Annotated in this window: 16 protein-coding genes; 5 read left to right on the top strand and 11 right to left on the bottom strand. The window is 61.6% G+C overall.

Going from position 1 to position 18,312, the window contains the following annotated elements; genetic code table 11:
• Positions 1 to 4 precede the first annotated feature (4 nt).
• From AC0AII_RS00335 to AC0AII_RS00290, 10 genes are all read right to left on the bottom strand, one after another.
• Positions 5 to 811 carry an aspartate kinase gene (locus tag AC0AII_RS00335; protein ID WP_101432975.1) on the bottom strand — a complete coding sequence of 269 codons (807 nt, stop codon included), beginning with the start codon at positions 809 to 811 and terminating at the stop codon, positions 5 to 7.
• Between the two features lie 157 nt (positions 812 to 968).
• Positions 969 to 1,571, bottom strand: coding sequence for a recombination mediator RecR (gene recR / locus AC0AII_RS00330; protein WP_015022549.1), 603 nt, complete (start codon positions 1,569 to 1,571; stop codon positions 969 to 971).
• Complete coding sequence (gene dnaX / locus AC0AII_RS00325) at positions 1,571 to 4,426, bottom strand: DNA polymerase III subunit gamma/tau (protein ID WP_490445710.1); 2,856 nt, start codon at positions 4,424 to 4,426, stop codon at positions 1,571 to 1,573. Before dnaX ends, recR begins: the two co-directional genes overlap by 1 nt.
• Positions 4,427 to 4,497: 71 nt before the next feature.
• The gene (locus AC0AII_RS00320; protein ID WP_490445709.1) at positions 4,498 to 4,893 is read right to left on the bottom strand and encodes an Rv3654c family TadE-like protein; all 396 of its coding nucleotides are present in this window, start codon (positions 4,891 to 4,893) and stop codon (positions 4,498 to 4,500) included.
• Positions 4,894 to 4,896: 3 nt separating this feature from the next.
• Positions 4,897 to 5,268, bottom strand: a complete 372-nt coding sequence (locus tag AC0AII_RS00315) for a TadE family type IV pilus minor pilin (RefSeq protein ID WP_490445708.1) — start codon at positions 5,266 to 5,268, stop codon at positions 4,897 to 4,899.
• Positions 5,261 to 5,641 (bottom strand): DUF4244 domain-containing protein, encoded by a 381-nt coding sequence (locus AC0AII_RS00310; RefSeq protein ID WP_490445707.1) that lies wholly within the window; start codon positions 5,639 to 5,641, stop codon positions 5,261 to 5,263. The genes AC0AII_RS00315 and AC0AII_RS00310 overlap by 8 nt, the downstream gene beginning before the upstream one ends.
• 186 nt (positions 5,642 to 5,827) lie before the next feature.
• Positions 5,828 to 6,370: a type II secretion system F family protein gene (locus AC0AII_RS00305; protein WP_490445706.1), complete on the bottom strand. Its 543-nt coding sequence runs from the start codon at positions 6,368 to 6,370 to the stop codon at positions 5,828 to 5,830.
• Positions 6,361 to 7,023, bottom strand: coding sequence for a type II secretion system F family protein (locus AC0AII_RS00300; RefSeq protein WP_490445705.1), 663 nt, complete (start codon positions 7,021 to 7,023; stop codon positions 6,361 to 6,363). The genes AC0AII_RS00305 and AC0AII_RS00300 overlap by 10 nt, the downstream gene beginning before the upstream one ends.
• Positions 7,024 to 7,035: 12 nt before the next feature.
• Positions 7,036 to 8,124 carry a TadA family conjugal transfer-associated ATPase gene (locus tag AC0AII_RS00295; RefSeq protein ID WP_490445704.1) on the bottom strand — a complete coding sequence of 363 codons (1,089 nt, stop codon included), beginning with the start codon at positions 8,122 to 8,124 and terminating at the stop codon, positions 7,036 to 7,038.
• The gene (locus AC0AII_RS00290; RefSeq protein WP_490445703.1) at positions 8,121 to 8,942 is read right to left on the bottom strand and encodes a CpaE/TadZ family protein; all 822 of its coding nucleotides are present in this window, start codon (positions 8,940 to 8,942) and stop codon (positions 8,121 to 8,123) included. Before AC0AII_RS00290 ends, AC0AII_RS00295 begins: the two co-directional genes overlap by 4 nt.
• Positions 8,943 to 9,753: 811 nt before the next feature.
• Here AC0AII_RS00290 and AC0AII_RS00285 point away from each other — a divergent pair.
• From AC0AII_RS00285 to AC0AII_RS00265, 5 genes are all read left to right on the top strand, one after another.
• Positions 9,754 to 12,000: an RNA degradosome polyphosphate kinase gene (locus AC0AII_RS00285; protein ID WP_144084917.1), complete on the top strand. Its 2,247-nt coding sequence runs from the start codon at positions 9,754 to 9,756 to the stop codon at positions 11,998 to 12,000.
• A 61-nt stretch (positions 12,001 to 12,061) separates the two neighbouring features.
• Positions 12,062 to 13,141 (top strand): NUDIX hydrolase, encoded by a 1,080-nt coding sequence (locus tag AC0AII_RS00280; RefSeq protein ID WP_490445702.1) that lies wholly within the window; start codon positions 12,062 to 12,064, stop codon positions 13,139 to 13,141.
• Between the two features lie 13 nt (positions 13,142 to 13,154).
• Positions 13,155 to 13,850 carry a hypothetical protein gene (locus tag AC0AII_RS00275; protein ID WP_024626983.1) on the top strand — a complete coding sequence of 232 codons (696 nt, stop codon included), beginning with the start codon at positions 13,155 to 13,157 and terminating at the stop codon, positions 13,848 to 13,850.
• Positions 13,851 to 14,098: 248 nt separating this feature from the next.
• A complete protein-coding gene (upp, locus tag AC0AII_RS00270; protein WP_015022561.1) occupies positions 14,099 to 14,737 on the top strand; it encodes a uracil phosphoribosyltransferase in 639 nt (212 codons plus the stop codon).
• 443 nt (positions 14,738 to 15,180) lie between these two features.
• Positions 15,181 to 17,256 (top strand): ABC transporter permease, encoded by a 2,076-nt coding sequence (locus AC0AII_RS00265; protein WP_490445701.1) that lies wholly within the window; start codon positions 15,181 to 15,183, stop codon positions 17,254 to 17,256.
• Here AC0AII_RS00265 and AC0AII_RS00260 read toward each other — a convergent pair.
• Complete coding sequence (locus AC0AII_RS00260) at positions 17,225 to 18,307, bottom strand: glycerophosphodiester phosphodiesterase family protein (protein ID WP_490445700.1); 1,083 nt, start codon at positions 18,305 to 18,307, stop codon at positions 17,225 to 17,227. The two genes, AC0AII_RS00265 and AC0AII_RS00260, sit on opposite strands and share 32 nt — an antisense overlap.
• Positions 18,308 to 18,312 lie beyond the last annotated feature (5 nt).

Genomic DNA, 18,312 nt, shown 5'->3' with positions numbered 1-18,312 from the left:
CCCGTCACCTGTCAGCGCGTGCGGCGGGGCGATCCGGCAGCTGGCCGGTCTCCAAATTGGGAATCTTGTCAGCATCGACATCGTCGGGCATGATCAGCGTGCCTGGGCGATGGGAAAAGGAACTGCGCACATGGATGGGCATGCGGAAACGCTGGGCATACTCCACGCAGCGCAGGGCCAGCACCTTGGATCCGCCGGCCGCCATCTCCAGCATCTCCTCATATGAAATGCGGGCGATTCTACGGGCGGTGGGAACGATGCGCGGATCGGCGGTGAAAACCCCGTCCACATCGGTATAGATCTCGCAGACATCCGCCTTGAGTGCCACGGCTAGGGCCACAGCCGAGGTATCCGAGCCGCCACGACCCAGGGTGGTGGCGTCGCCGTCTGGATTGACCCCCTGAAAGCCGGCCACAATCCCCACTTCACCTCGGTCCAAGGCCTTCATGACTCGCTGGGGTCGAACATGGCGGATGTGGGCTGCGCCGTAGCGTGCATCAGTCATGAATCCCGCCTGCGAGCCGGTGAAGGAATGGGCATGCTCGCCTTGTGCATGGATGCTCATGGCCAGCAGGCTCATGGAGATGCGCTCACCCGCCGTCATGAGCATGTCCATCTCTCGGGCAGGAGGATTGGAATCCACGTCCATGGCCTGGTCAATCAGATCATCAGTGGTGTCCCCCATAGCGGAAACCACCACAGCAATGTCATTGCCGGCGCGCTTGGTGTCAATAATGCGCTTGGCCACACGCTTGATGGAGTCCGAGTCCGCCACCGAGGACCCGCCATACTTCTGAACGATAAGTGCCACTGCTGTTCCATCCCGCGACGGTTAAGCCACTAGACCATCATCTGCAACATGTTGATTACATGGATTATACGAACGACACCGTTCTATCAGACCCCCTCCACCAATATGCGGAACATTGACGGCAGCCAGGGAAGCCGCTAATCAGTGACCGCAGGCCTTACAGATCGCGACGGCCGGATATTGCCCGGCCAAGGGTGATCTCGTCGGCATATTCCAGATCGCTGCCGACAGGCAGACCGCTGGCCAGCCTGGTGACCCGCAGATCCAGAGGGCCCAGCAGCCGTCCCAGGTAGGTGGTGGTGGCCTCGCCTTCAATGTTGGGATCCAAGGCCAGCATGACCTCCTTGACCTGATCCGTGCCCAACCGCTTCAAGAGCTCGGGAATGCGCAGATCGCCAGGACCGACGTTGGACATGGGGTCGATGGCCCCGCCCAAGACATGATAAAGGCCCCGATATTCTCCGGTCCGCTCAATGCTCATGACATCCTTGGGTTCCTCGACGACGCAGATGATGCTGCGGTCACGACGCGGATCCTGGCAGATAGGGCATGGGCTGGTCTCGCAGACATTGCCACAGATCTCGCAAAACCGAACCTTCTCCTTGGCAGCGACGATAGCATCGGCCAAATCCTGAGCGCTACGCCGATCGGCTCCCAGAATGTAGAAGGCGATGCGCTGCGCACCCTTGGGACCGATGCCCGGCAGTTGCGCAAAAGCATCGATCAGCTCTTGAATGGCTCCATCATAGGTAGCAGCCATCATTCACCTCCCTGTCGCTGCGCCTGTTCCTGCCGGCGCTTTTGGACGTTGATCGGATTCTGGGGATCGTCAGCAGCAAAGTCCTCCACCTTGGTCACGTCAAACAATTTGGTCAGTTCATCCTGGTTCATGGCATTGTCCGCCCCGAGTCTGGCATCGTCCATGGAATAGACATCGTCCTCAGGATCCACTGACGGCCTTAAGGCCTGGGAGGAAACCGCAGCAGACGAGGCCCCGTCCTGACCGGAACCACTGGAGGCCGGACTAGCGAAGCCTGCTGGCACTCTCCTGCCCTCAGCTCCAGCAACCTTTGCCATTGTCTGGGGGCCATCCGAGCCACCGACAGCATCGGAACCGTGATCGTCGCTCTGCGTATCCGACAAGGTTGATGCGCCAGTCGCCATGGCCCCTTCACCGGAAACCGATCCAGTTCCCAATGTCGGAGCCGAGGTGGCGCTCGAGACACCTCCCTGACCGGATGAATCTACCGACTGAGAAGCTTCATGGCCTTGACTGTTGGAGGACTCTGCAGAGACTGCGGCGCTGGTCCCGGAATCGGGCACAGCCCAGGGATCCGTGTCATCGGTCATGTCCGGCAGGGCCACCTTTTTGGACTCATGGTCTTTCTGGCCATTGGAACCGTCGCTGCCCTTACCGGGCTGCCAGACCTTTTGCGGCGCATGTGTCGCTGGCATGGGGTGGGCCCAGGGATCATCGTCTGGCAATACCGTCGAAGCAGTGGAGCCAAAGCCCGCCGACGGCAACGGTTGCGGAGACGACTGGACCGGACTGCCGACTGGGTGGTGAGCGTCGTCGGAGTTCCCGTCTCCTGCAGCTTCTCCAGAGGTGGACCTCCCCTCCGATGCCGATGCTCCAGTCCCACCCTCATGACCAGCAGATGCCGTCATCTCCCGAGGGGCATGCCCCTGTTCCGTGGCCGCATGAGGCATAACCGCCGCTCCAAGGTTCATGGTGGCCAAACCGGCTCGCGCTAGCGCCACCTCCTTTTTGACCTCTGCACGACGCTGGGGAGACATCCTGTTGACGGACTCCACAGTCTCGCCGTTGGCAGCCGTCCCCGATGGAGCGATCATGGTGGACTGTCCGAACTCCTGGCGAGCGCGGACCATGACGATACGTGGCACCTTGGTCTCCCCGTCAACCGACTGCGCAGCCACAGCCATGGCGAAAGCATGCTGGCTGAGTGGACGGTCAAAGGTCATAGACAATCGCTGGCGGCCCGATGGGTCTGCTTTCATGGCCACGGTAGGCACACGATCCCGCACCACATACTGGCGTACTTCATCCGGCAGGGCAGCCACCAGTGCATCCCAGCGCTTGTCCAGCTCTGTGCCGGTCGGGATCTCTGTTCCCGGTCCGCGCGAAGTATCACGCTGCGCCACCGGCTGTCGAGCCGGCGAGGAGGGGACTTCCTTGCGCTCGAGTTGGGCAGAGCCGGAATGATCAGGCCGCCCTTCGCCTTCTTGCCTTCCCTCAGCTGGAGAATCGGAATGGGAACCTGCTATGTTCTGAGACCCGGCAAAGGTAGCGGATGTCGCAGCAGACGACGAACCCGCCCCGCCAGGCTGTTCGGGGCGATCAGCACCGTCAGCACGACCAGATTGGGGTGCTCTGGACGGCCGACCGTTCTGCTGAGACCTGTCAGCGCCAATGAACCCGCTGCGGGCGGGCGCCGGGGCCGCACCACCGATGGAAGCTCCCCCTGCAACCGTTGCTTGCTCCATAGGTTCGCAGCCAATTGCCAGCAGCCTGGCGGCCAGCAGCTCCAAGCGCATCCTGGGCGAGGTGGCCCCGTTCATTCCCGCCAGCGCATCGTTGATGATGTCGGCCATTCTGGTCAGGACCTGCAGATCCAAAGCATCCGCCTGCCGACGCAGATCGGCCACCTGGTCGTCGTCGCCATCTTCGCTCAGCACGCTTTCAGCCCGGTCCCCCGCCAGTTTGAGAACCAGCAGGTCGCGGACATGGGCCAGCAGATCCTCAACGAAGCGCTGGGGCTCGAACCCGCCGACGACAACCTTTTGAATGACCCCGTAGAGGCCAGCACCATCGTGGTCGATCAGCGTATCCACAGCTTCGCCGATCAGTGTGGCAGGAGTGAACCCCAGCAGAGCTACAGCCGCATCATAGGTGATGGTGTGCTCGTCAGCGCCTACCATGAGCTGGTCCAATACAGAAAGGGTGTCACGCACCGATCCGCCTCCAGCCCGCATGGCCAGCTTGAGGACACCGGGTTCGGCCTTGATGCCCTCTTTTTCGCAGATGCCCTCGAGATAAGGCCCCATGACTTCCTGGGGCACGAGACGGAAGGGGTAATGGTGGGTGCGGGAGCGGATAGTGCCGATCACCTTCTCCGGCTCTGTGGTGGCGAAGATGAACATGACGTGTTCCGGCGGTTCTTCGACGATTTTCAGCAGGGCGTTGAATCCTTGCTGGGTGACCATATGAGCCTCATCCAAAATGAAGATCTTGTAGCGGTCACGCACAGGGGCAAAGCCTGCCCGCTCCCTGAGCTCCCTTGCATCGTCGACGCCATTATGGCTGGCGGCGTCAATCTCCACCACGTCGATGGAACCGGGGCCTCCGGTAGCCAGATCCCTGCAGCTGTCGCATTCGCCGCAGGGATGGCTGGTCGGTCCCTTGGCGCAGTTGACACAGCGGGCGAAAATCCGGGCACTGCTGGTCTTTCCACATCCCCTGGGACCGGAGAACAGGTAGGCATGGGTCAGCCGGTTCTCATCCAGAGCTCGGGTAAGGGGCACCGTGACCTGCTTCTGACCGATGATGCCGTCAAAAGTGTCAGGCCGATACCGCCGATAGAGTGCTAGTGCCATGGTTCAAGGCTATCCATTTCTTTAGACACGTTCGCTTTCCTTCCGAAGGCTTCCGACCACGCTTCCTGTTCTCATTCACAGGGCTCAGGCCCTGCCCGGGCCGACTGGACCAGACGCGGCATCATCGAGACTCCGGTATCTACCCCCACCGAGACTTTCACGTCGCGTCCATCCACCTGGCAGTCTGTCAGAACCCCGCGGTTGAGACGGGCGACCCGGGAGGCCAGAGTACAGGGTTGCGCCTGCCCTTCGTCCAGGGCAGAAGCTGCAGCCAGAGCCGAGACATCGGCACCGGTGCGTGCATGTGCTTGACAGATCATGAGATTGCCCAGCAGGGCCGCCAGAACCAGACCCAGACCAACCAGAGCCATCAGCATGATGCCCAGAACCGTACCAGATCCAGGATCCGAACCCCCTAGCCATGAACCGGTACGCTCCGCGCGCGTCCTCCTGACATGTCCGAGCATGACTCATTCCTCCAATATGGCCACGGCATCGCCATGGACCTGTGCAGGCAGCACGCCCATCGGGCCGGAAACCACTGGGCATGACACCCTGACTGCCGTCTGTCCGGCCGATGGGCTCAACTTCACTTGAGTATGCGGACCGGCCATCCGGTGCACCAGCCCTTGGGGATCGTCCTTGCCCCGGGTGACGATCAGGTCTCTGGCAGCCGCATTAGCCGCATCCTGACAAACCATGCCGGTTCTGATCGTCTGAGTCAGCGTCAGCAGTAAGAGAGCCAGAACCATGACAGCGGGAAGCACGATGGCGAACTCGGCCGTTACCGTGCCGCTGTCGGATCGCCACCGTCGTCTCCACTCGGACCGTCTTTCAGCCAACGGCACTGAGCGCCTTCTTCACCAAACCCATCAACAGAGTGCGCGTGGAAGAGGATTTGACAATGGCCAGCAATACACCGGCCAGCGTGGCAGCTGCCACCATGATCACGGCGTATTCGGCAGTGATGGCCCCCGATTCAGGTCTGGCCAGCACCACACCCATACGCGCACGCAGGGCACTCGCTGCAGAGTCCATAGCTTGGCTGATGCGAACATACAAAGCCGTTATGAACCGGTTGGAGCGCTGCCTCATTCTTTGCAGCCACCAGGACCCGGCACCTGCAGCAGGCCATGTCTCAGTTGGCACCAATTGCCCTCCTGCCTGTCTGGTCTGCAGATGGAAGACCGTCGCAACCTCCTGTGAATATGTCATCGTTCTCACCTTTGCCTTTCCTTGTCTTCCCCGCCCCGGCGAATGGCCGTTCCTCAGGGAATCGGCATCCGGTACCTTTCACTGTGCCCGTTCCGGTCGGCCTCGGTCGCCTTATCGGATGCATGTGGACGAGTGGACCTGCATCGGGAGCCTGTGGACAACTCTGTCAGCATGGACTCCATGCCCTCAGGAAATCCGGCCTACGAAGGCCGCAATGCAGGGGATGACTCCGATCAGCACGAAGGCCGGCAGAATGCACAGTCCGGTCGGCACCAGCAGCCTGACGGTTATCGCCGCTGTAGCCCGGGCCAGCACGCTGCGGGCATGGTAATCCAGCTGGCGCAGGGTCGTCTCGATACGCGTCAGAGGTGATGATCCCAAACGCCAGGACGGCTCCAGACAGTCAGCCAGGACCTGCATGGACTGCCCATAATCAGGATCCCCGATCGCTCCCGACCAGGACAAATCCCATCCGTTGCCGCGTCCGAGCAGGTGAGCCACGCGAACCATCCGAAGCCCATAAGGACCTGGCAGCAGTCCACCAACCACACCCAGGGCCCTAGGCAGGGAGGCCCCCTGACGAACAGCGACTCCCAACAAGGCCAATACCAGGCTCAAGGACGGCGTGGAGACCTGCTCATGGGCTAATCGCTCACTCTGGCCGTCGGATTCCATCAGCAGCAAGGCCACTATGGTCGACAGAGCGGCAATCAGTGGTTTCAGATCCATAGATCCTCCCTGCCCAGATCGTTCATCAGCAGATGCATCCAAACCAGACCAAAAACATAGAAGGCCGCCCCAAGGATCAGACATATGGTTCCCAAGCCTGGGCGGCATAGGAAGGAGAACGGTCGCGCACCCATGAACTCTCCCATGATGATGGTCAGCACCGGCAAGGTTGACAGGAGGCGGATCGTGGCCCTAGGCACAGCAAAGGCTTTTTCTCGCGCCTCATCCAGTGCCGCCCGCCGCCTCTGCATAGCTGCCACAGTCCGCAGCCCATCAGAAGCCCGGCAGCCCAGGATGGCGCTGAGACCATAACAGGCCATCAGAGCCTGGGCCATAATCGTCAGAGTCGGCCCCCGTTCCTGAGGCAGGCACCGGTTCTCCAGCATGGCCATCACACGTTCCCGCGTGACCTCCTGGGTGGCGAACCGCCGCCCGGATGCCTCCTCGAAAGCCTCTACCAGACCGCCTCCATTGTCGACATAGGCCAGCAGGGAAGTGACCAGCACCGCCAAGCCAGGCCGATCCGACTGTGCAGAGGGCCTGATTGACATGGCCTTCAGCCGTGCGGCCACGCTGCCGCTCGGCGGAAGCAAGGCCAGAAAAGCAATGGCCGTCAACATTGCAGCCAGCCAGGCTGCAGTCTCGTCATGCATAATTCACCTCAACTACGGAACGCTCGCCGGGGCGCTGGTCACAATGCCCCACCGCCTGGCGAACGTTGACCAGGCCGTTCCATACGTAGCGGCCCCTCGGCCTGTCCATGTACAGACGGCCTCCCCAAGAAGCCGGCCATCAGCTGCAGTTGTCAGTCGGCCAATTTGAGCGATATGTCTATGGCCGCCGGAACGTTCCAGATGGATAACAGCATCGAACGCCCCCTGCGCCAGAGCAGCCAGGGCCCTCGGCTGCAACCCAGCCAGCAACCCCAGAGTCGCCAGCCTGGCGGGAACGCGTTCCACATTGTCGGCATGCAGCGTTGCCATGCCGCCCCTATGACCGGAATTGAAAGCCCGCAGCAGATCAGCTATCTCCTCGCCACGACACTCGCCCAGGATGATCCGATCGGGCCGCATGCGCAATGTGGCTTTCACCAGATCGACCAGCCCAACACCCCCCGCCCCTTCGACGTTGGATTCTCTGACAGCCAAGGAAACCATATTCCCATGGCCGGCGATACGACCCAGTTCACGCACCTCCTCCACGACGACCAGCCGCTGCTCCCGTGGACACATGCCTAGCAGGGCCCGTAGGAGTGTGGTCTTACCTGCACCCGTGCCACCAGTCACTAGAATGCTGGCCCGATTGACCACCAGCGCCCGAAGGATGAAGAGCCAGCTGGCGGGACACAGCCCGGCAGCAGCCAGCTCCTCCAGACTTGGCGGGTGTCTGTTGGGCAGTCTGATGGAAATGGCGGCACCCTCGGGAACAAGTGGGGCCAGCACGGCGTGGACTCTGATCCCCTCCCTGCTGGAAGCGTCAGCCATGGGCCGGGCATCGTCCAGGCGACGTCCCAGCTGAGCGCATAACTGCACGGCAAAGTCCCTCACAGCTCGAGGGCCTGCGAATCCAGGCCGAAGCAGGACCTCCTCCATGCCCGCGCCTTGGTCGATCCAGACATTGCCCTGCCCGGTCACTGCGATGTCAGTCACCGCAGGATCGTTCGTCAGCCCATCCAAGTATCCGAAAGTGGGCGGCTGATCGGAATCGTCGTCAGAGAATCGACCTTCATTGCTTTCCCCGCTTCCTATGATCATTTGACAGCCCCGGACCGAACCGATCCGCGAGAAGAGATCCGTTCTTCTCTTCTTTCCCCTACGACGATCATTCCTGCGATCCGCTCAACCAGGGGATGAAGGGCCCGGGCATAAGCACGCGGCACCCGTTCGAGGCCACGCCCATCCAGAACGGATGCCGACAGCTTCTGTTGCGGCTTAAGAACCACGTCCACCGATCGGCCCAGAAAATCCTCCGCCTGCTCCGGGTCGACGCCATGACTGACCCGGTGCGGTGTGGGCATCATTCCAATCAGAGCCATGGGGGGCCTACATGAAATCAATGGACTGTCTTGGGCTCGATCACCAGCATTGCTCCGGCCGTTCAGAGCATGGAGAAGCGCCTTCGCCCGTGCAAGGCCCAGCACGGTCATGTCCACCATCAACAGCGATGGCAGCCCTTTCAGCGAGCGCAGATTACCCAGACCCCGGCCCCGACCGGCATCGATCAGCAAGAGATCAGCAAATCCAGCCATTGCGCTGACTGCCGCATCCAGATCCCACCAGCCCTGTGGCGGGGCACTCCAAGGATCGTTGCTGAGCAGCGGGATGCCATCCCAAGTCGGCAATTCTTCACGGAGTGCCTGAGGATCCACCCGGCCTAAGGGCGCGTGGATTCGCCCAAGCCGCATACCAGGCGCTCCCTCGACGCCGACCAGGACATCCATCCCTCCGCCGTCCAGGTCCAGATCCACCAGAGCGCATGACAAGGCCATGTCTCGGAGCTGTTTGCCCATCAGAGCCGTCATGGTTGTCAGCCCAATTCCTCCCGAGGCCGAGAGAAAGACCAGACCGGCCACGACGGACTCATGTTCAGCATCTTTACCTACACTCCGCCGATCGGACAGGATGGGTTGCTTGAATCGAACGGCATCCTCGTCTTGCAGGCGACCTGATCCTGAGGATCCCGGAAAATCAAACTGTCGGGCCGCGCCCGCCACTCTTCCTGGTCGGTGTTCCGGAGACAACCCGACTGAATTAAAAAAGCGTGGAGTCCATTCGGGCGCTCGCCCTTTCATGCCGCCTTGTATCATCGTCGGCGGTCTACCTATGCTCATTCCAGTCATGGCTCCCAGTACACCCGCCCCCTGGCATCAGCACCAGTCCCCAGAGCTTATGTGGTCGAATGACCCCATGTTTCCACATCGCTTCACCCTCACTGTGCATAAATCCATCGAGATTACGACACGCCTGAAACTGCAGCATTTTTGAGCCCACACCTATGAAAGGCCACAGATGATCACAGGGAAGCAACAGATTCCTCCAAACTTGGCGTATTCAGCCCGCCGTAATGCACGCAATCGCACAAAAGACCAAGCCGATTACTTGCTTCGCCCCAACTGCCAGTCATGCTTGCCAACGGCCTGAAAACTGGCATAATGGCATATACAAGGACGGTTCGAGAACGAGGAAGCCCACAAAGTGTATGGCCACTAGGACCGATACGTTGAACGGGTGTATAAGACTTGACCGTTGCAACGATGATGTTGTGCAGAGATTCCATCCGGATCGACCTTGTGGGAACGGCCTCCTGCGGGGGGCCGTTCCTATTTATCCACAAGCGTTATCGACGATTGCAGAGGACGGCACCTGCGAATAGAGTGCTATGGTATGGTTCAGAAATTTGACGCACCCTCCAAGGCCTTGCTACGCAGCCAGATCGCGGAGCATATTGCCGAGACCGACGGCCAGGCACGGCATGTATCCAGGCACTCGGATCACCCGGTCTCGCCCTTGCCTGAGGATCGCTATTTCGACCGGGAGCTGAGCTGGCTCAAGTTCAACAAACGCGTGCTTGAGCTGGCCGAAGACGAGAGCGTGCCCCTGCTGGAACGCGCCAACTTCGCTGCCATCTTCGCCAGCAACCTTGATGAGTTCTTCATGGTCCGCGTGGCGGGTCTGAAGCGTCGCGTGGACACCGGCATCGCTGTGACGGCCGCCAGCGGAATGAGCCCCCGTCAACAACTGAGGGCCATCTCCGAGCAGGCGCACAAGCTGCAGGACGAGCATGCCCACTATGTCATCAACCACATTCTGCCGGATCTGGCCGCCGAAAGCATCATCCTGCTGAGCTGGACACAGCTGAGCAGCCAGGAACAGGAACGGCTCACCAACTTCTTCCGCAACCAGGTCTTTCCGGTCCTGACCCCGCTGGCCGTCGACCCGGCCCACCCCTTCCCCTATATCTCAGGCAACTCCCTGAATCTGGCGGTCTTGGTGGAGAACCCGACCTCAGGCAAGACCCACTTCGCCCGCGTCAAGATTCCCGACAATCTCTCCCGCCTGGTTCCTGTGGACGATCTGACCGACGAGGAGGGCCGGGAGGAGCGCTACGGGTTCATCACCATGGAGAACCTGATCATCGCCCACTTGGAATACCTCTTCCCAGGCATGATCATCAAGGAGGCCCGCTCCTTCCGCGTCACCCGCAACGAAGACATTGACGTAGAAGAGGACGACGCCGAAAATCTGCTCAACGCCATGGAGAAGGAGCTGCTGCAGCGTCGGTTCGGACCGCCCATCCGCCTGGAGATTTCCGACTCCGCTTCTCCCTTCCTCTCACAGCTGCTGGCCAGCAAGCTCCGGGTCAACCAGGAGGAGGTCTATCGACTGCCCGCACCCTTGGACTGCACGGTCCTGTTCGAGCTGCAGTCCATCGACCGGGCCGACCTCAAGTTTCGCCCCTTCATTCCCACCACCAACCGGCAGATAGCCGAGGTGGAATCCAGCCAGGCCCAGGACATCTTCGCTGCCATCCGCGAGCATGACATCCTCCTTCACCACCCCTATGACTCCTTCTCCACCTCGGTTCAGGCCTTCCTGGAGCAGGCGGCGGCCGATCCGCGAGTGCTGGCCATCAAGCAGACCCTCTACCGGACCTCGGGCAACTCGCCCATCATCAATGCCTTGGTGGATGCCGCACACGCCGGCAAGCAGGTTCTGGCCCTGGTCGAGATCAAGGCCCGGTTCGACGAGGAGGCCAACATCGCCTGGGCCCGTCAGCTGGAACGAGCCGGCGTCCATGTGGTCTACGGGATCGTGGGACTCAAGACCCACTGCAAACTTTCCCTGGTGGTCCGTCAGGAGCAGGACGGCCTGCGTCGTTACTGCCACGTAGGCACCGGCAACTACAACCCCAAGACCGCCCGCCAGTACACCGACCTGGGTCTGCTCACCTGTGACCCGGTGGTGGGACAGGACCTGACACGGCTTTTCAACCAGCTGTCAGGCTATGCGCCCAAGTCATCCTTCCACCGCCTATTGGTAGCCCCGCGCACGGTCCGCTCCGGGCTGCTGCAGCGGATCGCCCGCGAGGAAGAGACTGCCCTGAACGGCAAGCCTGCATGGATACGAATCAAGGTCAACTCCTTGGTGGACGAAAAGATCATCGACGCCCTCTACCGGGCCAGCCAGGCGGGGGTCCGCATCGACATCGTGGAGCGCGGCATCTGCGCCCTGAAGCCAGGCGTGCCCGGGCTGAGTGAGAACATCCGAGTCCACTCCATCCTGGGACGGTTCCTGGAGCACAGCCGTATCTTCGCCTTCGCCAACTCCCAGGGCCCCCAGATCGGCGAGGGCCCCCTCGCCGGTCCAGAAGTCTGGATAGGCTCTGCCGACCTGATGCACCGCAACCTGGACCGCCGTGTGGAGGCGCTGGTCCGGATCACTGCCCCCGAGCAGGTGCAGGGGCTGATCGACTATGTGGATCTGCAGATGGCTGACACCACCAGTTCCTGGCACATGCAGCCCGACGGCACCTACGTGCGCCACAGCCGGGATGACCAGGGCCGGCCTTTGGTCGACTCGCAGGAGTACCTGATCGACCGTCACGCCCGAACCCCCAGGGCCAGGCGATGATGATGCGCCTCCAGGCCGGCAGGTCCGCCGCCGAGGTGGATGATCGGGATGGCATCCGGCCATGAGCAGGACGGTCGAGGCAGCCGGAGCCATCCTCTACCGGTGGCGCACAAGCTTCCAGGGCTGGATGAAATTCAGCGACGACGGCCGAGCAGCCCCAGGAGCCAGCCCACGCTCCGACCTTGATGAGCTGGAGCTCTGCCTGGTTCATCGTCCCAAGTACGACGATTGGAGCTGGCCCAAGGGCAAGCTGGAGAATCGTGAGACCCACATGCGGGCGGCCGTGCGCGAGGTCGGCGAGGAGACAGGCTGTCTTGTCCGGCTGGGGCCATACCTAGGGGATGCCGAATATCCGCTGAACAACGAGGGCCGACGCCGGGGCGGCAAGGGCGGCAGACTCAAACATATCTGCTACTGGATGGCCACATCGACCGACCCGGAACACGCCGCCGGTCAGAGCGCGCTGCTAGGGCCCATCCACCGGCCTGATTCCAGGGAAGTCGACCAGATACGATGGGTCGGAGCCTCCGACGCCCGCAAACTATTGACCCACCCCAGCGACAGAACCATACTGGACACCTTCGTGGATCGGGTGGAGCAGGGCGGCATCCGGGCCCGTCAGCTGATCATCGTCCGCCACGGCAAGGCAGTGGCACGGAAGGAGTGGACAGGCAAGGACGCGAATCGTCCTCTGACCCCCAAAGGCGCCGGCACCTCCTACGCCCTGGCTAGGGAGCTGGCCTGCTTCGCGCCCGACCGCCTCCTGTCCTCACCCTGGATCCGTTGTGTGCAGACATTGCGACCCTACGCCGACGAGGTAGGCCTGCCCATGGAGATGGTGGCCTGCCTGACGGAGTCCGCCTACCACCGACGCCCCGAACAGGCCCACAGCTGGTTGGACAGGCAGATGGCCGACCTGCTGACAGGCAACAGAACCACTATGATCTGCATGCATCGTCCGGTCCTGGGCGGCATCTTCGAAAAGCTTCGCGGGCTGTGCTCCAGTAGATCACTGTCCAAACGGCTGCCCGACGACTCCCCTTTCATGCCCACCGGCAACGCCGTCGTCCTCAGTCTGGCCGGCGACCCCAATCATCCGACCATCATCGACATACAGAAGGTGACTCCCATTGTCTACTGACAGCAACTCCAGAATCGGCTCATCCTCAATCCGCTCCTCCCGCACGGGATTCGTGGCATCCGGCACCGGAGCATCCAGGCCCTCACGCCCAGGCCAGCTGGACCCGGCCATCGCCGACCAGCTCTCCGGAGGCATGGATCCGCAGCAGATCAGCGAGATGAGCCACGTGTCTGCAGCCTCCCTGCTGGACCGGGTCCACCACAGCGCCGACCCCGTCATAGTAAAACGGGTTCTGACCCTGGTGGACCGCGAAGGCGTGGATGTCGTGGCCGAGCTCTGGAGCGACAGCGACCCCGACTCCCTGCCCGGCATTCTTTGGCGGCTCTACATGCTTCGCAGCTGGATGCGTAAGGACGCTGACGGAATCAGTCGTCTGTGGCGGCTGGGCGAACCCACCGACACCGCTGCATCAGCCATCGCCGGCGTAGACCAGGCCCCGGAGGCCGACGACATCATCCGAACCGCCGACTCCATCCTCTCCGGAGCCTTCACAGGCGACTTCGCCATAGCCCTGGAACGGGCCGGAGCCTTCTGCGACGTGATCGCCCGCGGCATCAAGACCACCATCCGGGATGCCCAGAGCCGGCAGCTGGACGGTCAGGAAGCTAAGGAGGTCGACGCGGCACAGCGCACGGTCAACTCCCTCAATCAGACAGCCCGTGACTTTATGCGGGGCGCCTCGCTCTGGCGGCGGGGACGGCTGGAGTAGAGCCCGCCGCCCTTTCAAGCCGGAAGCGTAAGCGCGCCGTGAGCACAGATCAGACTCCGGCATGCCCTACAATGGGGACTGCGCCGGACCATGGCTAAGCCCCGGGCTCCGTTTGTTGCCGCTGCGAGCGGCGTTTGCGCCGACAGGCGCTTGCATGGTTCGGCGTTTTCATTTCCATTCCCAAATCGAAGGCAGCATGGCTTGCCGGTCGCTACCAGAAGCCGACCCGCTGAGCTACGCTGAGAGGTATGGAACTTCACGTACTGGAACACCCGCTGATCGAGCACAAGCTGACCGTACTGCGGGACAAAAACACCCCTTCCAACACCTTCCGCGAGCTGATCAGCGAACTGGTCATGCTTGAGGCCTATGAGGCCACCCGAAATCTGGACATCGAAGACCACCCAATCGAGACCCCGGTCGCTCCCATGGTGGGCAAGAAGCTCTGCTCCCCGCGCCCCATGGTGGTTCCCATCCTGCGCGCCGGACTGGGCATGCTTGACGGCATGACCCGTCTGCTGCCCACCGCCGAGGTCGGATTCCTTGGCCTCAAGCGCGATGAGAACACCCTGGACATCATCACCTACGCCAACCGCCTGCCGGAGGACCTCTCCGGCCGTCAGTGCTTCTTGCTGGATCCCATGCTGGCCACCGGCGGCACCCTGATCGCCGCCACCAAATACCTGGCCGAGCGCGGCGCCAAGGACGTGACCTCCATCAACATTCTGGCCGCTCCCGAGGGCCTGAACCGCCTTAAGGAGGAGATGGACCCCTCCATCAACCTCAAGGTGGTGGTCTGCGCAGTCGATCAGAAACTGAACGAGCACGCCTACATTGTGCCCGGCCTGGGCGATGCCGGCGACCGCCTTTACGGCGTCATCGACTGATCCAACGAACTGACGGGGCACGAACCCCATACCTGACAAGGACCCGAATCTGCACGATTCGGGTCCTTTTTTCAACGGTGTTCGATGGCCGTCCCGTCGGATGCTGTGCAAAATGGACTAGGCTTCCCTCCCCTACCCCGTCAGCGAGGATAGGTTCGCTATGAAGTCGTCGCTATAGAAACTGCCAGCTCTGCAATGCCATGGAGCTTAGCGAACCAGTCATCATGTCTGTAATCCTCCCGACCTCTATTCTCCCAACCGTCTATCCCTCGACTTCCACCCTCTCGCCCTCTGTCCTCTTGCCCACCTCTCGCACGAGAGTGCCTAATCGCTGATCGCCACCCTGGTTCTCCCCTGGTCTGACCCTGAAAACACCCTGAGTGGGCCTTTGCCCGGTGTTGCAATAAGAACAGCGGCATTCAAGGGCGAGAAAGGAGCACACCATGGAGGGCAAGTCCCTTTCCCTAGGTAGATCGCTGGCAGGAACCAGGACCCCAGGACCGATGGGCGGGGGCGGCTCGCAAACCGCAGGTCGAACCAAGGCACGCACTCCTGGACTGGGCTCCCTGGTGCAGTCCTTTCTGCATGAGCATCGGTCCTCCTACACGGTCATGGTCCTGGCGGTCATGGCCGCTTCGGCCCTAACCAGCGCCTGGGCCCAGGTAGCCATTGCCGCTCGGAGGGGCGACGGGATGCCGGATACGCACGCAATGAATTCCTACGACCGCGCTATGACCCTGTCCTTACAAGACGGCGCTGCACTGATATCCATAACGTACGCCTGCATATGCGGGTTTGTCTCCATCTTCCTGGTCATCACCTCCGTGGGGTTCCTGATCGAGCGCCGTCGTCGCGAGTATGCCATGATGCGGCTTTCCGGCGCCTCTCCCAGGACCGTGAGACTCATCTCCCTGTTGGAATTCATGATTCCGGTAGGCTTAGCCGCCCTCATGGGCAGTTTGGCGGGATGCCTGCTGGTGCCCGCATTCGCCAAGTCCCTGATTAACTCAGGCCTTGAAGCGCTAGAAATGACCGCGCATCCCCACCCCATGGGGATTGTCCTCGCCTTCGCCGGGATACTCCTGGCAGGCCTCTTAGGAACCTGGTTCGCTGCCAGAAGGATTACCGCCATCTCTCCCATCGAGGCTTTGCAGGACTCAGGGAATCGGTCGGGAACCAAGTCAATCGGCCCTCTTCGCCTGATAATCGCCCTGGCTGGCCTGGCTGGAGGACTGGCCATGATTTATCACCGCTTCAACGACATGGACATTGAAATCCAGATCCTGGCCTCAACCGGCTGCTTGCTCGTCATCATCGGCGCCCTGGCCCCTGTCCTGGTTCCGGCCTGCGCCAACCTGATCGGCATCCCCTTCCAACTGGCCTTCCGAGGTGCAGGACTCCTGGCACGGCAAAGGGCACGAAAGGAAAACCGGAGCTCTACCGCCGTCGCAGTGCCGATCATACTGATGCTGGTCATCGTGACCGGAATAATAGCCCTAGTACGGTCCAGCTGGGCGCAAGAAGCCATAAGCCGGTATAAGCCGGTCGCTGCCGAAACCATGATCACTGCAGAGAGCAATGATCCAAGAGACCTGGATCGCCAGCTTCGGTCCACTGCAGACGTCGAATCCGCCGTCACCTATAGCGAGGGATCCTGGAAAACTGCAGACAAGGAAGATACCGGCGGCAATGGCGAACCCTCCGTCATGGCTATGCATGTCAACAAAGCAGGCAAGAGCGTCAATACCATTAGCCCAATCTTCATCGAGGGCTCCGCTGCGGATCTGGGGCCGGGCAAGATCGCCGTTATTGCCAGTGGCCGCGCTCAGGAGAAAAACCCCATCGGACGCAAGCTGACTCTGATCGACAGGTACGACAAAGGCCATACGCTGACCATCACCGCCGTAGTCGATATGACCCCGACAGGGCAGATGGGCCAATACCTGATGACGGATGCAGACCTGTTGCAGCTGGCGCCAGACAACAGCGGATCGACCACCCTGGCCAGGACCGCCCCTGAAATTCGCACAGACGATCTGATCAATAAGCTCAATGCTTCATGGGACAGGAAGGGCATCAAGGCCTGCACCAAGAAGGAGTACATTCGTTCCGAAATCCAAAGGTCCCAGGAGGTGCAGCGGGCCATGCCCCAGATGGTCAACGGGGCCATCGTCCTGACGGCCATCTTCCTGATCCAGGCATGCGCCATCGCAGTCAACGAGCGCCGCCAGGAGAACCGAAGGATGCAGGCTGCCGGTGTTTCACGTGGAACATTGGTCTGCTCTTCGATTGGGGAGTCAGTAATCGATGCTCTTTCGGCCATCCTGCTTTCAGCCCTGGCCATGGCGGGGGTACTGGCCGTCATCTTCCATCAGTTGTCCGGCCAGGTGGACATGAGCGTCGTGCCTCTCCCCTACGGCTACTTCCTGATCATGGCCCTCTGGGCGATAGGCCTGGCCGCCGCGGCCTCAGGCCTGTATAGCTGGTTCAGCTCTCAGGCAGATACGACTCGAAGATAATCCCATCAAAGTCCGGACTGGCCCCCTCCTGCGCATGCTCGGAGCGGACGGTCCAGGCAATGGGCGTTCCACCTAGGAACCGATAGAGACGCATGGGCAGTGAGTGCCCGCTGTGCCACTCGCAGGCCACGAAGTCCGGCCGCCCCAGCCAGTTGAAGAGGAGGGACCCGGCCATCCAGCGCAGGGCCGATGAGCGGGAGTCCACCCGGCCATGGTAGGGGGCGACCAGTTGCCCCCTGGTGACGCCTGGGTGGTGAACCCGATACCAGGCAAGGGCCAGGACGTTGAAGGACTCAATTACATAGGGGCCCTGGTACCTGGACAGGAGGGCATCGGTCCGACGCATGAGCTCCCGATCCAAGCCCCTGTCCATCTTGATCTCGACGACCAGGGGCACCCGGCCATCCACCAGAGCGAGCACCTCGGACAGAAGAGGCACATGCTGCGCCTCGGGATCGTTGAGGCCCCCGTCCCCGCCCTCCGTTTCAGGACCGCCATCGTGGTCGGCAGAGCCAGGAATTCCTTCCCCGGACTCAAGAGCCTGGGCAGGGCTTGGGCACAGTGGAATCCTCTGCAGCTGCTCATAGGTCAGGTCCGCCACTGCCCGGTTGACGCCAGCCATCCGCTGCAGGTCTCCATCGTGGATGACCACCACCTGGCCGTCCCGGCTGAGATGAACATCCAGCTCAATCCCGTAGCCGGCCCTGCAGGCCGCCTCGAAGGCAGCCAGAGAATTTTCAGGCGCCACTACCCGAGGGGACTTGGCTTGGGCCGAGGCGTGCCTGCCTGAGGGACGATCGGATTCAATCTTCAGGCAGTCATGGATACGGTGCAGGTAGGCGGTCTGTCCAGGGTTGGGATTGGCCGTCTCCATCCCCGAGCCAGCGTCGTGCAGGCCCCTATGGGCGTAGGGATGCAAGGACAGACCGACGGGCTTTCTCCGGCCCGCAACCACTGAAAGGCCAGGGGCCAGGGCCCAGCACCAGCCTCCCAAAACACCGAATCCCAGACCCAGTGCGACCTTGCCGGCCAATCGTGCTTTAGACCCCATCATCG

The sequence above is a fragment of the Bifidobacterium sp. VU/mBH4 (B4) genome (assembly GCF_058199535.1).
This window is presented reverse-complemented; position numbering and strand designations above follow the sequence as displayed.

What these genes read in the sequence shown, in the direction of transcription:
- recR (WP_015022549.1), bottom strand. Translation starts at nt 1,571, where the DNA reads ATGGCTGCTACCTATGATGGAGCCATTCAAGAGCTGATCGATGCTTTT.
- dnaX (WP_490445710.1), bottom strand. Translation starts at nt 4,426, where the DNA reads ATGGCACTAGCACTCTATCGGCGGTATCGGCCTGACACTTTTGACGGC.
- AC0AII_RS00320 (WP_490445709.1), bottom strand. Translation starts at nt 4,893, where the DNA reads ATGCTCGGACATGTCAGGAGGACGCGCGCGGAGCGTACCGGTTCATGG.
- AC0AII_RS00310 (WP_490445707.1), bottom strand. Translation starts at nt 5,641, where the DNA reads ATGACATATTCACAGGAGGTTGCGACGGTCTTCCATCTGCAGACCAGA.
- AC0AII_RS00305 (WP_490445706.1), bottom strand. Translation starts at nt 6,370, where the DNA reads ATGGATCTGAAACCACTGATTGCCGCTCTGTCGACCATAGTGGCCTTG.
- AC0AII_RS00300 (WP_490445705.1), bottom strand. Translation starts at nt 7,023, where the DNA reads ATGCATGACGAGACTGCAGCCTGGCTGGCTGCAATGTTGACGGCCATT.
- AC0AII_RS00295 (WP_490445704.1), bottom strand. Translation starts at nt 8,124, where the DNA reads ATGATCATAGGAAGCGGGGAAAGCAATGAAGGTCGATTCTCTGACGAC.
- AC0AII_RS00285 (WP_144084917.1), top strand. Translation starts at nt 9,754, where the DNA reads ATGGTTCAGAAATTTGACGCACCCTCCAAGGCCTTGCTACGCAGCCAG.
- AC0AII_RS00280 (WP_490445702.1), top strand. Translation starts at nt 12,062, where the DNA reads ATGAGCAGGACGGTCGAGGCAGCCGGAGCCATCCTCTACCGGTGGCGC.
- upp (WP_015022561.1), top strand. Translation starts at nt 14,099, where the DNA reads ATGGAACTTCACGTACTGGAACACCCGCTGATCGAGCACAAGCTGACC.
- AC0AII_RS00265 (WP_490445701.1), top strand. Translation starts at nt 15,181, where the DNA reads ATGGAGGGCAAGTCCCTTTCCCTAGGTAGATCGCTGGCAGGAACCAGG.
- AC0AII_RS00260 (WP_490445700.1), bottom strand. Translation starts at nt 18,307, where the DNA reads ATGGGGTCTAAAGCACGATTGGCCGGCAAGGTCGCACTGGGTCTGGGA.